Origin of the sequence: Enterocloster lavalensis (genome assembly GCF_046603895.1) — a bacterium.
Classification (GTDB): domain Bacteria; phylum Bacillota; class Clostridia; order Lachnospirales; family Lachnospiraceae; genus Enterocloster; species Enterocloster lavalensis.
Map to the genome: position 1 here is coordinate 2977872 of NZ_CP176637.1, position 14259 is coordinate 2992130.

Below are 14259 nucleotides of genomic sequence, written 5' to 3' on the forward strand. Positions count from 1 at the left end.
CTCGTCGGTGCGGGTTGCTCCGACTCATCGACAATCCATAGCGTTGGATCGTTTGGTCTTAGGTTTGTTACATTTGATACATCTTTCGATGTATCCCTCGGATGTCTTGATTATTCTATAGAATATTCAATTCATTTTCATTCAATATGCGGTTTTCAAGGTACATAGAGACTGAAGTTTATCAGTCATTAGCGAACTCAATCAACTTGAATTCACTAATCACTGGTAAAAACCAGTTATAAGGAACAGCACTTCCCTGCTGACGTAGGTTAACACATTCTTTAACACAGGCTTCGCTTTTACCTCCACCCATTGGAACGTGTCTGTTCTATATAAAACACTCTTTAAGAGTGAGTTTTTTAAAGGAATCCGGCAGCCACCTGCTCTCCCATGCCGTCACCAGCATAGTACCATCGGCCGCTTGAGTCTTAACCATCGTGTTCGGGATGGGAACGGGTGTTTCCCCCAAGCGCATCGCCACCGGAAATTTTTTACCTTGGCAAATCCAAGATTCAACAGTATATAAAACCCTTACTTCTTCTTCCTTAGAAAGGAGGTGATCCAGCCGCACCTTCCGATACGGCTACCTTGTTACGACTTCACCCCAGTTACCTGCCCCGCCTTCGGCAGCTCCCTCCTTTCGGTTGGGTCACTGACTTCGGGCGTTGCTGACTCCCATGGTGTGACGGGCGGTGTGTACAAGACCCGGGAACGTATTCACCGCGACATTCTGATTCGCGATTACTAGCGATTCCAGCTTCGTGTAGTCGGGTTGCAGACTACAGTCCGAACTGGGACGTTATTTTTGAGATTTGCTCACCTTCGCAGGGTCGCTTCCCTTTGTTTACGCCATTGTAGCACGTGTGTAGCCCAAATCATAAGGGGCATGATGATTTGACGTCATCCCCACCTTCCTCCAGGTTGTCCCTGGCAGTCTCCCTAGAGTGCCCATCTCACTGCTGGCTACTAAGGATAAGGGTTGCGCTCGTTGCGGGACTTAACCCAACATCTCACGACACGAGCTGACGACAACCATGCACCACCTGTCTCTCTTGTCCCGAAGGAAAGGCGCCGTTACACGCCGGTCAAGAGGATGTCAAGACTTGGTAAGGTTCTTCGCGTTGCTTCGAATTAAACCACATGCTCCACCGCTTGTGCGGGTCCCCGTCAATTCCTTTGAGTTTCATTCTTGCGAACGTACTCCCCAGGTGGAGTGCTTATTGCGTTTGCGACGGCACCGAAGGGCTTTGCCCCCCAACACCTAGCACTCATCGTTTACGGCGTGGACTACCAGGGTATCTAATCCTGTTTGCTCCCCACGCTTTCGAGCCTCAACGTCAGTTACAGTCCAGTAAGCCGCCTTCGCCACTGGTGTTCCTCCTAATATCTACGCATTTCACCGCTACACTAGGAATTCCACTTACCTCTCCTGCACTCTAGCTTGACAGTTTCCAAAGCAGTCCCAGGGTTGAGCCCTGGGTTTTCACTTCAGACTTGCCATGCCGTCTACGCTCCCTTTACACCCAGTAAATCCGGATAACGCTTGCCCCCTACGTATTACCGCGGCTGCTGGCACGTAGTTAGCCGGGGCTTCTTAGTCAGGTACCGTCATTATCTTCCCTGCTGATAGAGCTTTACATACCGAAATACTTCTTCACTCACGCGGCGTCGCTGCATCAGGCTTTCGCCCATTGTGCAATATTCCCCACTGCTGCCTCCCGTAGGAGTTTGGGCCGTGTCTCAGTCCCAATGTGGCCGGTCACCCTCTCAGGTCGGCTACTGATCGTCGCTTTGGTGGGCCGTTACCCCGCCAACTGGCTAATCAGACGCGGATCCATCTCACACCACCGGAGTTTTTCACACTGTACCATGCGGTACTGTGCGCTTATGCGGTATTAGCAGTCATTTCTAACTGTTGTCCCCCAGTGTGAGGCAGGTTATCCACGTGTTACTCACCCGTCCGCCACTCAGTCATCTCAGAATCCATCCGAAAACTTCAGCTGAAATGCTTCGTTCGACTTGCATGTGTTAGGCACGCCGCCAGCGTTCATCCTGAGCCAGGATCAAACTCTCAAATTAAAAGTTGATTCTTGGTCTTAGACTACTTAGCTTGGCTAGTTATCTTTAACCTTCATTACTTGGTTTTGTTCTGAATTTTCTCAAATCCAAAGGTCTAAACCAGACCTTTTTCTTTAGAATTTTCAGGGTTTTACATACTGTTCAATCTTTGATTTTCAAGGTTCTCTGTTGTTGTTCTTCGTTAGCAGCAACTTTTATATCTTAGCACACTCGCTAGCGTTTGTCAACAACTTTTTTAAAAACTTTTTTGTTTTGTTGTTGATCTCTCAACAGCAGCTTTACTATGTTACCACAGTGGCTTTCGTTTGTCAACAACTTTTTTCATTTTCTTTTCAGCCGGTTGGCTTGAACGTCCAATGTGTCCGCCAGGTTTTTACCCCCAGCGGATATTAATCATATCACGCTTGTCGAATCTTGTCAACCGCTTTTTATGATTAATTTTTATTTTTCTACGGAAGTGTAAAAAAATAATCATTTGGAAAAAAGAGCGGAGAAAGAGGGATTTGAACCCTCGCGCCGGTTTCCCGACCTACACCCTTAGCAGGGGCGCCTCTTCGGCCTCTTGAGTATTTCTCCGAATTCACAATTTCCATATGATTGGTCCTGCGACATTTCTGTCCTCAGACGCATTGATCATTATACTAGATCAACTCGTCCTTGTCAACCCATTTTTGACGACATTTTGCGACTATTTGCGATATCGCCTTTTAGGGACCGGATGCGAAGGCCAAACATCAGGATATCATTGAAAAGTGAGTCCATTTCAATTATGATTTATCGATCCTATTATCATATCGTAACCAAAAAAACAGATTCTATGCCTCATGGCGGAAAAGGATATTGTGATGAATAACTGCTCAGGACCATCAAGTGCTATTATATAGTAGATGAGGCAGACCGCCGGGTGATCTGTGGGAATTCCGGCTGAATCAGTCTTTGCGGGCCGGAAATCATGGAGCTGCCATTCCAAGAAGCGTTGAAGGGCTCCCCCTTCTGAACCTGTTTGTGCAGGAAATGTCCGGCTCCTTAAACTGGGCACTGGCCCTTGAAGGCACGGAAAACTATCTGCTGGTGCCAAACCGATGGGTGGAACGAAACTGTTCCCCTGATTATCCGGATCTGGCAGCAGACCAGATCCTGGAAATGATCCGGGAGAGCAACCGCGCATACGGCATTCCTCCGTGCGGGATTGCGGTTGGAACCGCCCTGCACGAACCCGGACAAGGCTTTGCGGACCTTGAGAAGCTGGCCGACGACAGAATGTATGTTTGTAAAATGCAGATGAAAGCTACCGGATATTCCGATTAATTTCCTCCTGAATCCGGTCATGGACGATCTGCGCGATCTCCACCGTCTTCATCCCCGCATACTGATCCGGATAAATGGGCTCCAGATAATGGATCTCCACCCGCTCGCGCCGGAGAGAGCGGATGTCAAAGGGCCGGTAGCTGTTAATCAGCGCTACGGGCACGATGGGACATCCCGCCTTTACGGCGCTTTTAAAGGTGCCGCTCTTGAATTCCAGAATTTCATTTCCATTGCGGCTGCGGTGGCCCTCGGGGAATATCACAAAATTATCTCCCTGCTTCACCCGCCTGGTCACCTCGCCGATCACGCGCACCTGATCTTTGATGTCGTCCCGGTCCATGGACAGGCTTCGCATCGCTCCCAGGACCTGTTTTACCAGCACCAGCTCAGCCGCTTCCTTCTTAATCACAACCGAAAACGGCCGCGGACAGGTGGCAAACAGTGCCAGCACGTCAAACAGCCCCTGATGGTTGGGAAACATAATAAACCCGTCCCGCTTTGGAATCAGGTCCGCACCGGTGCACACCAGATCCACACGCCCCCTGCGGATGATCCGTTTGTCCATCTTTGCAATATATTCATATCGTTCTTCTTTGGTGTGCCTGTCCTCAGGCCGCCCCATACGGCCGATTTTATAAAGCCATATGGGAGCATGAAACAGGTTCATAAGTACCATATAGATGATCCGCCACATAACTGCCTACCCCTTATGTTAAATTTCCGGCTCCATAATTTCACAAAGGGCCTCCCGTTGCTGCGGGAAGCCCTTTACTCATTCTTGTTCCGTATTACGCTTCGCTGCCGGATTCGTCCCCTTCAGTCTCCTCGGATTCCTCCTCCGAATCGCTGTTCTCGTCCTCTATATACTCTTCGTTGTAGACATTGCTGTCCTTGGTCACGCTCTCGCGCACTTTTGCGATGCTTGCAACCTTGATATCGGAATCATGGTCAATCGCCATCAGCTTCACGCCCGAGGTATTTCGCCCAATCACGGAAATATCGTCCACCACCATGCGGATCACAATCCCCTCGGTGGTGATCATCATGATCTCACGGCCGTCGTCCACCAGCTTGGCTCCAATGAGGCAGCCGGTCTTCTCCGTGATCTTGTAGCAGATCACGCCCTTGCCGCCGCGGTTCTGAGCGCTGAATTCGTTGATCACCGTACGTTTGCCCATACCGTTCTCGGACACCACAAGCAGGGAGTCGCCCTGGCTGGCCATCTGCATGCCGATCACCTCGTCCCCATCCTCAAATCGCATACCGATCACACCCATAGAAACGCGGCCGGTCACCCGGACGTCTGTCTCATGGAACCGGATACACATGCCGTTCTTGGTGATCAGGAAAATGTCCTCCTGATTGTCCGTTGCCTTAACCTCGATCAGCTCGTCGTTCTCCCGCAGCACAATGGCCTGCAAGCCGTTCTTGCGCACGTTCTCGTACTCGCACATGGGCGTTTTCTTCACCATTCCGCCCTTGGTGGCCATGAACAGGTATTTGTCCTCATTGTACTCCCGCATGGGAATGATCGCCGTGATCTTCTCCTCCGGCTGAAGCTGGAGTAGGTTCACGATGGCCGTTCCCCTGGCCGTACGGCCCGCCTCGGGAATCTCGTATGCCTTCAGGCGGTAAACCCGGCCCGTGTTGGTAAAGCACATCACATAATGGTGGTTGGTGGTCATCAGAAGGTCCTCAATGTAGTCCTCCTCGATGGTCTGCATCCCCTTGATGCCCTTTCCGCCGCGGTTCTGGGACCGGAAATTGTCCACGTCCATGCGCTTGATGTAACCTAAATGAGTCATGGCGATCACCGTGTCCTCATCGGGAATCAGGTCTTCCATGGACATGTCGTCGTCATAACCGATGGCCGTGCGTCGGTCGTCGCCGTATTTGTCGGCAATTACGGTAATCTCATCTTTGATCACAGTTAAAAGCTTTTTCTCGTCCGCAAGAATCGCCTTCAACTCGCTGATTCTCGCCTGGAGCTCCTTGTACTCATTTTCAATTTTCTCACGCTCCAAACCGGTCAGAGCGCGCAGACGCATGTCCACGATGGCCTGGGCCTGAGCATCGGAGAGCCCGAATCGCTCCGTCAAAAGCCGCTTGGCCTCCGACACGTTGGCGGAACCGCGAATAATGCTGATCACCTCGTCGATGTGATCCAGGGCGATGAGCAGACCTTCCAAAATATGGGCGCGCTCCTCCGCCTTGTTTAAGTCGTACTGGGTCCTTCTGCGGACCACGTCCTCCTGGTGCTTTAAGTAGTAATCCAACATCTGATGCAGATTCAGCACCTTGGGCTGGCTGTCCACCAGTGCCAGCATAATCACGCCGAAAGTGTCCTGCAGCTGGGTGTGTTTTAACAGCTGGTTTAAAATCACGTTGGCGTTCACATCCCGGCGCAGCTCTATGTTGATGCGCATGCCCTCGCGGTTGGACTCGTCACCGATGTAGGTGATCCCGTCGATCTTTTTCTCCTTCACCAGGTCGGCGATCTTCTCGATAAGCCGGGCCTTGTTGACCATATAGGGCAGCTCGGAGACAATTATTCTGGATTTGCCGTTGGCCATGGTCTCAATGTTGGTCACGGCCCGCACTTTGATCTTGGAACGGCCGGTGCGGTAGGCCTGCTCGATGGCCCTGCGGCCCAAAATAGTGGCTCCGGTGGGGAAGTCGGGACCCTTGACGATCTCCATGAGCTCTTCCATGGTAGTCTCCCGGTCTTCCTGGACCCGGTTGTCGATCATTTTCACCACAGCGCCCACCACCTCGCGCAGGTTGTGGGGCGGAATATTGGTGGCCATACCCACGGCGATACCGGATGCGCCGTTGACCAGCAGGTTGGGGTACCGGGAGGGAAGCACAACCGGCTCCCGCTCGGTTTCGTCGAAGTTGGGCACAAAATTGACGGTGTCTTTATTGATGTCCGCCAGCATTTCCATGGAAATCTTGCTCAGACGGGCTTCCGTGTATCGCATAGCCGCAGCGCCGTCGCCGTCCACGGAACCGAAGTTGCCGTGTCCGTCCACCAGCGGGTAACGGGTAGACCACTCCTGGGCCATGTTGACCAGAGCGCCGTAAATAGAGCTGTCGCCGTGGGGGTGATATTTACCCATGGTATCGCCGACGATACGGGCGCATTTACGGTGGGGTTTATCCGGACCGTTGTTCAGCTCGATCATGGAGAACAGGACGCGTCTCTGAACCGGCTTAAGGCCGTCTCTTACATCGGGCAGCGCCCTGGCGCTGATTACACTCATGGCGTAGTCGATGTACGACTGCTCCATAGTCTTTTTAAGGTCTACCTCGTGAACCTTGTCAAATACATTTGGTTCCATATTCAATCTCCTTTATATTTGCAATGTAACAGCTGATGCGAGTTTATTAAATGTCCAGATTCTGTACGCGCTTGGCGTTGGACTCGATAAATTCTCTTCTCGGCTCAACCTGGTCGCCCATGAGGGTGGTGAAGGTCAAATCCAGCTCGGACTGGGTCTCGTCGTCCATGGTCACCCGCAGAAGGATTCTGCGCTCGGGATCCATGGTGGTCTCCCAGAGCTGCTCCGCGTCCATCTCTCCCAGACCTTTGTAACGCTGGATCTTGTTATTGCCGTCGCGGCCGACATCCGTCAGGATAGAGTTTAACTCCTCGTCGCTGTAGGCGTACCAGATGCGTTTGTTTTTCTCAACCTTGTATAACGGCGGCTGGGCCAGGTACACGTATCCCTGTTTGATCAGCTCCGGCATAAACCGGTAAAGGAAGGTCAGAAGCAGGGTGCTGATGTGGGCTCCGTCCACATCGGCATCGGTCATGATAATGATCTTGTGGTAGCGCAGCTTTGTGATATCGAAATCTTCATGGATTCCGGTTCCGAAGGCGGTGATCATGGCCTTGATCTCAGCGTTGCCGTAGATACGGTCCATTCTGGCCTTTTCCACGTTTAAAATCTTTCCGCGCAGGGGCAGGATTGCCTGGGTTGCACGGGATCTGGCGGTCTTTGCGGAGCCGCCGGCGGAATCTCCCTCTACGATGTAAATCTCGCAGTTTACCGGATTCTTGTCGGAACAGTCCGCCAGCTTTCCGGGCAGGGCCACTCCGTCCAGAGCGGATTTACGGCGCGTCAAATCCCTGGCCTTGCGGGCAGCCGCGCGGGCGCGCTGGGCCAGAATGGATTTCTCACAGATGCTCTTGGCCACCGAAGGATTCTGCTCCAGGAAATAGGTCAGCTGCTCGCTGACTACATTGTCCACCGCGGTTCTGGCTTCGCTGTTGCCCAGCTTCTGCTTGGTCTGCCCCTCAAACTGGGGATCCTCGATCTTTACGCTGATGATAGCGGTTAACCCCTCCCGGATATCCTCGCCGGACAGACTGTCCTCATTTTCCTTGAGAAGCTTGTTCTTGCGGGCGTAATCGTTGAAGGTCTTGGTCAGGGCGTTCTTAAATCCGGTCAGATGGGTGCCGCCCTCGGGGGTGTTGATATTGTTTACAAAGGTGTAAATCCCCTCGGTATAGGAGTCGTTGTGCTGCAAGGAAACCTCCACGTACACGCCTTCCCGTGTTCCCTCGCAGTAGATCACCTGCTCGTATAAGGGGGTTTTTCCCTTGTTGAGATAAGCCACAAACTCGCGGATACCGCCCTCGTAATGGAAGGTTTTCTCTTTCACTTCCTCCTCGCGGTCGTCCCGCAGAGTGATTTTTAAATTCTTGGTCAGGAAGGCGGTCTCGCGCAGACGGATCTTCAAGGTATCATAGTCGAACTCCGTCTCCTCGAAAATTTCCTTGTCGGGAAGGAATCTAACATGGGTGCCGTGCTCGTGGGGTTCGCATTTGCCTACGATCTTCAGGGGATACATCACCTTCCCCCGCTCATAGCGCTGCTGGTAAATGTTCCCATCCAGATAGACCTGAACCTCCAGCCACTCGGAGAGAGCGTTTACAACGGATGCGCCAACGCCATGGAGGCCGCCGGACACCTTGTAGCCGCCGTTGCCGAACTTTCCGCCGGCGTGAAGGATGGTAAACACCACCTCAACTGCGGGCAGACCCGCTTTTTTCTGTATGCCAACCGGGATTCCGCGGCCGTCGTCGATTACGGTGATGGAATTGTCCTCATTGATGGTCACTTCAATGGAATCACAATATCCCGCCAATGCCTCGTCCACCGCATTATCTACAATCTCATATACCAGATGATGAAGACCTCTGGCGCTTGTACTGCCGATGTACATGCCCGGCCGCTTTCTGACGGCCTCAAGCCCCTCCAAAATCTGAATCTGATCTGCTCCGTATTGCTCTCCCATGCTTCTATCTTCCTTTCTTGTTCTTGGCGGGATCAGTTTTCACTGACCACGGCGCCGTCGATGACTTTAAATATCTTGTCTATTTTAAACCGATTGTTTACAAAATCGTCCAATCCCGTGCAGGTGATGATGGTCTGAATGTCGTTGATCGCGTTTAACAGATGGTTCTGCCTGCCGGCGTCCAACTCAGACAGCACGTCGTCCAGCAGCAGAATCGGCCGGTCGTGGATCAACTGCTTGACCAGCTCCAGCTCAGACAGCTTTAAGGACAGAGCCGCCGTGCGCTGCTGTCCCTGGGAACCGAATTTGCGAATATCGATGCCGTTGACAAAAAAACTGATGTCGTCCCGGTGCGGGCCGCACAGCGTCGTCTTCTGCTTCATATCCTGGGGTCTGCTCCGCTTTAACGCCTCCTCAAACTGGACGGCGTCGGTGTCCGGCTCGTAACAGATCTTTAAATCTTCCCTCTGGCCGGATAACCTGGCGTGGATCCCGTGAATCATCTCATTCAGCCGGCAGACAAAGTCCCCGCGGTACTCCATCACTTCTTTTCCATAATTTACCAGTTGCATATCCCATACATCCAACGTCTCCCCGTAGTCCGGCCGGAAAGCCAGCTCCTTTAACAGCTTGTTGCGCTGGACCAGCACTTTGTTGTACTGGACAAGGGAGTGGACGTACAGTTTATTCAACTGGCACAGTTCCATATCGATAAATCTTCTGCGTTCGGAGGGGCCGTTTTTGATGATGTTCAGATCTTCCGGCGAGAAACACACCACATTGGCGATACCGAAAAGTTCGCTGGCCCTGCGAATTGGCATCCCATTGATCGCGATCCCCTTGGGCTTGTTTTTCTTCAGATGCATGTCGATGCGATAGGGAACATCGTTCTTTCGGATCTGCATCTTGATGTGGGACTCATCCTGGTCGAACCGGATAATATCCCGGTCCTTTGCGTTTTTATGGGATTTTGAGGTGCAGCAGACGTATACCGCTTCCAGGATATTGGTCTTTCCCTGGGCGTTGTCGCCGTACAGAATGTTCGTTCCCTCATTTAATTCCATATGTAATTCTTCGTAGTTCCGATAATTTTTCAGCTCTATGGATTCAATGATCATGGAACATTCCTTTTTCTACTTCACAATTTTGATGATCTCGCCTTTGTAGGCGACCACGTCGCCGTCCACCAGCTTTTTGCCCCGCTGGGTGGCTACCTCGCCGTTGACTTTGACGTTTCCGTCCTCAACGGCGTATTTTGCCTCCACTCCGGACTCGACCAGGCCAGCGGCTTTTAACGCCTGGCCCAGTTTGATATACTCGTCTCTCAGTTTGATTGTTTCCATAAGGTCCTCCGCTTAAACCGACGCAGCGTTGAAATTCACCGGCAGAATCAGATAGATGTAGTTTTCCTCGTCATCCTTGATGAAGCAGGGGGACTTGGGATTCATCATGTAAAGGTTGATTTCCTCGTCGTCAATGGCGCGCAGGGCGTCGATGAGGAATTTGGGGTTAAAGCCGATCATAATATCCTTGCCGTTCTTGTGGATCAGCAGGTCCGCATTCATGGAACCGAAGCTGGAATTCAATTTCAGCTGCATGGAATTGTCGGTGATGTTGATGATCAGCGGCTTTTTGTCGTTCTCCCGGATCAGGATCGTGGCGCGCTCGATGCAGTCCAAAAACTCCTTTTTGTTGACGGAAACCTTTGTCTCGTAATCGCTGGAGAGCATCTGGCTGATGCGAAAATACTCGCCCTCGATCAGGCGGGAGACCACGATGGTACTGTCAAACTCAAACAGGATATGGTTGGCGCTGAAGTAGATCAGCACCTCCTTTTCGTTGTCGCCGTTTAAAATTTTGCTGACCTCGCCCAGAGTCTTGCCGGGCACGATCACCTTGATATCGTCGTAATGGTCTTTTAAGCGGACCTTGCGGATGGAGATACGGTGTCCGTCCAGGGAAACCACCTGGAGCTGGTTCTCATTGACCTCGAAGAGCTCACCGGACATCATCTTGTTGCTATCGTTGGGCGAGATGGAGAAAATAGTCTGCTGGATCACCTCTTTTAAGGTGAACTGGGACAGACAGATGTATTTATCGCGCTCAATATAGGGAAGGTAGGCAAATTCCTCGCCGTCACGGCCCTGGATGTTGAATACGGAGTTCTCGCATCGGATGGTGGTGTTGAACCGCTCGTCGCTCTCAATGGAGACAACGGCGGAGCTTTCGCTGGAAACCCTTCTGGTGATCTCGGAGAAGAGCTTCGCATCCAGAGCGATTTTGCCGTGTTCCAGGATTTCCCCGGCTACCGTAGTCTCGATTCCCAGTTCCATGTCGTTGCCGGTGAGTTTGATTTCGCTCCCGCTGGCATCGATGAGGATACATTCCAATATAGACATGGTGGTTTTTGAGGGAACTGCCTTCAGTACAATATTAATTCCGTTGACAAGCGCATCTTTTTGAAATCTCAGCTTCATAATTGTTGATAACTTCCTTTCTGACTTGGTGTGAATCTTGGTTGCCTTTACGATATAAAATAAAGAGTAATTTTTCGTCGAAACCGTAGTAGGGGTTGTGGGTTTGTGTAAAAGTACCTGAACCCCTTAAAATATATGGACAAGCAGGTGTGAACCGGGCTGTGGAAATCTCGGTTTTTTTGGAAGGATAACTTGAGGTTTATCCACAAGGCCTTCAAAATGGTTTTTAAGGTTAAAATGCTCGCATCTCGCATCCACAGCTCGTCCACATGGTTTTCACAGGTTATTGTGGATTGATTTTCTTCTTTAGGATCTCGATCGTATTCTTCAGCGTCTCGTCTTTCAAGAGGTCCGCTGTGATTTTATCGGCTCCGTGTATGACGGTGGTGTGGTCGCGCCCGCCAAGAAACCGGCCAATGGTCTGAAGGGGAGTGGCCGTCATATTGCGGCAGAGATACATAACGATCTGCCGGGGATAGACGATTTCCTTGTTGCGCTTCTGGGAGGAAATGTCCAGGGGGGCCAGTCCGAAGTGGTCGGAGACCACCTGGATGATCAGGTCCGGTGTCACTTCCCGCTGGGCTCCGGGGGAGATAATGTCCTTTAGGGCCTCCTCGGCCAGTTCCAGGGTGATGTCGCACTTGTTCAGCCGGGAAAGGGCCACGATCTTGGTGAGTGCGCCTTCCAGTTCCCGGATATTGGACTTGATATTGGTGGCAATGTACTTGATCACTTCATTGTCAATATTATAACCTTCCAGCTCTTCTTTTTTCTGCAGAATCGCCATCCGCGTCTCGTAGTCCGGGGACTGGATGTCCACAGTCAGGCCCCACTCAAAGCGGGAGCGCAGACGTTCTTCCAGCGTCTCGATCTCCTTGGGCGGTTTATCGGAGCTGATAATGATCTGTTTTTTCGACTCGTACAGGGTGTTGAAGGTGTGGAAGAATTCTTCCTGGGTACTTTCCTTGCCGATGATAAACTGGATATCATCGATGAGCAGCACGTCGTTGTTGCGGTATTTCTCGCGGAACTCCGTGGTGGTGATGTTATTTTTGTTCCGAATCGCATCGATCAGTTCATTGGTAAAGGTCTCCGAGCTGACATAGAGGATCTTGGAGGTCGGAGTGTTCTTTAATATGAAGTGGGCGATTGCGTGCATCAGGTGGGTTTTCCCCAATCCCACGCCTCCGTAGATAAACAGGGGATTGTAAATCTCACCCGGCGACTCAGCCACGGCCAGGGCAGCGGCGTGGGCCAGGTTGTTGTTGGAGCCCACCACAAAGGTGTCGAAGGTGTACTTGGGATTCAAGTTTGCGCTCTGAATCACGTCCGGGCTGACGGAGGTATTGTTTTTCTCGATCAGCTGCGGCTCTGTGGAAAGGTTGGCCTCAGCCAGCTGATCTTCCAGCTTGAATTCAATTTCACACTCCACTCCGAGGAATTCGGAGATTGCGACCTTCATGAGCAGGCTGTATCTGCGCTTTACATAGGCTAAAAAGGTCTGTTCCGGGACAATGATGGTCACGGTATTGTTCTTAAATGAGTACGGCTTTAAGGGTAACAGCCACGTCTTAAAGGAGATATCGCTTATCTCATGTTCTTCTTTCAGATTTAATAGGATCTGCTCCCAATTTTTCTCAATTATATCGATCATTTTCAGTCTCCTAAACCTCTATTGCAAAATAGCCCAATCTAAAACCATTGTATACTAAAGAAAGAATATTTTCAATGAAAAAATACAAATGCTGTGGATAAGTCGGAGTATTTGGAAATAAATAGGTGCATTTCTGTGGATAACTCTGTGAATCGGTTGGGGAATTTTTGTTGGCAGGCTGTGGATGGAAGGTTTGTCCACAAAGATGCGAATTGGATAAACAGGAGTTTTACACAGCGGGGAAAACTTTGGAAAATCTGGGATTTCAGATGCGCGATGTGGAAATATTCAGATGCAATCCACAGTTATCCACATGTTATCCACAAATTGTGGATAATATTATGTAAATTAACAAAAATCCATTGACTGAGCGGTAGATTACCTTTATAATCAGGGCGTGATATTGCATTGTATCTTATTAATTAAGAACAGTAGCAAGGAGGAAAAAAAATTGAATAAGAGAAAAAAAGACACCCGCTGGCTTGCAAGTGTCGCACTTATGATGGCGGTGGTCATCCTGTTGGCGAATACGCCCCTGGGAATGATCCAGCTGCCGGTAATCAAGGCGACAACCGTGCACATCCCTGTCATTTTAGGCGCCATACTGCTGGGGCCGTTGGCAGGCTGTATCCTGGGGGCGACCTTTGGCGTTTGCTCGTTAATCAGCAACACCATGGCGCCGACCTTGTTATCCTTCGCCTTTTCTCCGTTTTTGAGCATGACCGGAATCCCCGGGGCGCTGAAAGCGGTGTGGGTATCCGTGGGCTGCCGGATTATGATCGGTTTGGTGGCCGGATGGCTCTGGATTCTGCTCAAAAAGGTGAAGCTGAATCCGGTTATCGCGCTGCCAATTACTGGATTTGTGGGAGCTCTGACCAATACGGCATTTGTGATGGGGAGTATCTACAAGCTGTTTATCAATGAGTACGCGCAGGTGAAGGAAGTTGCCATTGACGCGGTTTGGGGCCTCATTATGGCGACCGTGACCGCATCCGGGATTCCGGAGGCGATTGTGGCGGCAATTCTGGTGGCAATAATCGGAAAAGTGCTGATAAATATCGTAAAAATCGCTTGACGTAGCGCGGTTTCTTCTATATAATTGAGAAGATGTTTAATTATACTAGTCTAAATGTGTGTTTTCACATTGCCAGATAAGTTGATTGATAGGAGGTGCATGGGACTCATGAAGATGACATTTCAGCCTAAGAAAAGACAGAGAGCTAAAGTTCACGGTTTCAGAGCGAGAATGAGCAGCGCAGGCGGCAGAAAAGTGTTAGCTGCCAGAAGAGCAAAAGGCAGAGCCAGACTGAGCGCATAATTGAAAGCATTGAGACATAGGCCACAGAATCTTGTGGCCTTTTATTGAATGTAATGGAAATGGCCCGCTGGCGGGCCATTGCGCGTTACGGGCAAAGTTTTAACATTCAGATGCGAGGA

At 50.8% G+C, this 14259-nt stretch carries 10 protein-coding genes, 1 tRNA gene and 2 rRNA genes; 3 read left to right on the forward strand and 10 right to left on the reverse strand.

All coding sequences use genetic code 11. The features are described 5' to 3' along the window. Nucleotides 1-367: 367 nt before the first annotated feature. The 3 genes from rrf to ACK2JC_RS13250 form a co-directional block, all read right to left on the reverse strand. A 5S ribosomal RNA gene (gene rrf / locus ACK2JC_RS13240) occupies nucleotides 368-485 on the reverse strand. A 64-nt stretch (nucleotides 486-549) separates the two neighbouring features. Continuing rightward, nucleotides 550-2079: ribosomal RNA gene (locus tag ACK2JC_RS13245) — 16S ribosomal RNA — on the reverse strand. 488 nt (nucleotides 2080-2567) lie between these two features. Continuing rightward, nucleotides 2568-2655: transfer RNA gene (locus tag ACK2JC_RS13250), tRNA-Ser, on the reverse strand. A 360-nt stretch (nucleotides 2656-3015) separates the two neighbouring features. On the opposite strand from ACK2JC_RS13250, the gene ACK2JC_RS13255 reads away from it, so the two are divergent. After that, on the forward strand, nucleotides 3016-3387 hold the full coding sequence (locus tag ACK2JC_RS13255; RefSeq protein ID WP_411338497.1) for a hypothetical protein: 372 nt from the start codon (nucleotides 3016-3018) through the stop codon (nucleotides 3385-3387). Here ACK2JC_RS13255 and ACK2JC_RS13260 read toward each other — a convergent pair. From ACK2JC_RS13260 to dnaA, 7 genes are all read right to left on the reverse strand, one after another. Next, nucleotides 3368-4081, reverse strand: coding sequence for a lysophospholipid acyltransferase family protein (locus ACK2JC_RS13260; RefSeq protein ID WP_007705113.1), 714 nt, complete (start codon nucleotides 4079-4081; stop codon nucleotides 3368-3370). The genes ACK2JC_RS13255 and ACK2JC_RS13260 overlap by 20 nt on opposite strands. Nucleotides 4082-4175: 94 nt before the next feature. Continuing rightward, a complete protein-coding gene (gene gyrA / locus ACK2JC_RS13265) occupies nucleotides 4176-6728 on the reverse strand; it encodes a DNA gyrase subunit A (RefSeq protein ID WP_007705114.1) in 2553 nt (850 codons plus the stop codon). A 46-nt stretch (nucleotides 6729-6774) separates the two neighbouring features. Further along, nucleotides 6775-8691 (reverse strand): DNA topoisomerase (ATP-hydrolyzing) subunit B, encoded by a 1917-nt coding sequence (gene gyrB / locus ACK2JC_RS13270; RefSeq protein WP_007705115.1) that lies wholly within the window; start codon nucleotides 8689-8691, stop codon nucleotides 6775-6777. Nucleotides 8692-8723: 32 nt separating this feature from the next. Beyond that, nucleotides 8724-9809 carry a DNA replication/repair protein RecF gene (recF, locus tag ACK2JC_RS13275; RefSeq protein WP_320938174.1) on the reverse strand — a complete coding sequence of 362 codons (1086 nt, stop codon included), beginning with the start codon at nucleotides 9807-9809 and terminating at the stop codon, nucleotides 8724-8726. A gap of 15 nt (nucleotides 9810-9824) precedes the next feature. Continuing rightward, a complete protein-coding gene (locus ACK2JC_RS13280) occupies nucleotides 9825-10034 on the reverse strand; it encodes an RNA-binding S4 domain-containing protein (protein ID WP_320938173.1) in 210 nt (69 codons plus the stop codon). A gap of 12 nt (nucleotides 10035-10046) precedes the next feature. Further along, a complete protein-coding gene (dnaN, locus tag ACK2JC_RS13285; protein WP_007705121.1) occupies nucleotides 10047-11168 on the reverse strand; it encodes a DNA polymerase III subunit beta in 1122 nt (373 codons plus the stop codon). Nucleotides 11169-11451: 283 nt separating this feature from the next. Continuing rightward, nucleotides 11452-12822, reverse strand: a complete 1371-nt coding sequence (dnaA, locus tag ACK2JC_RS13290; protein ID WP_007705123.1) for a chromosomal replication initiator protein DnaA — start codon at nucleotides 12820-12822, stop codon at nucleotides 11452-11454. 451 nt (nucleotides 12823-13273) lie between these two features. Here dnaA and ACK2JC_RS13295 point away from each other — a divergent pair, with 451 nt between their 5' ends. Together ACK2JC_RS13295 and rpmH are read left to right on the forward strand one after the other, a co-directional pair. Next, the gene (locus ACK2JC_RS13295) at nucleotides 13274-13897 is read left to right on the forward strand and encodes an ECF transporter S component (protein ID WP_024736752.1); all 624 of its coding nucleotides are present in this window, start codon (nucleotides 13274-13276) and stop codon (nucleotides 13895-13897) included. 108 nt (nucleotides 13898-14005) lie between these two features. Further along, entirely contained in the window at nucleotides 14006-14140 is a 135-nt protein-coding gene (gene rpmH, locus ACK2JC_RS13300; protein WP_003503697.1) for a 50S ribosomal protein L34, read from the forward strand. Nucleotides 14141-14259: the final 119 nt, after the last annotated feature.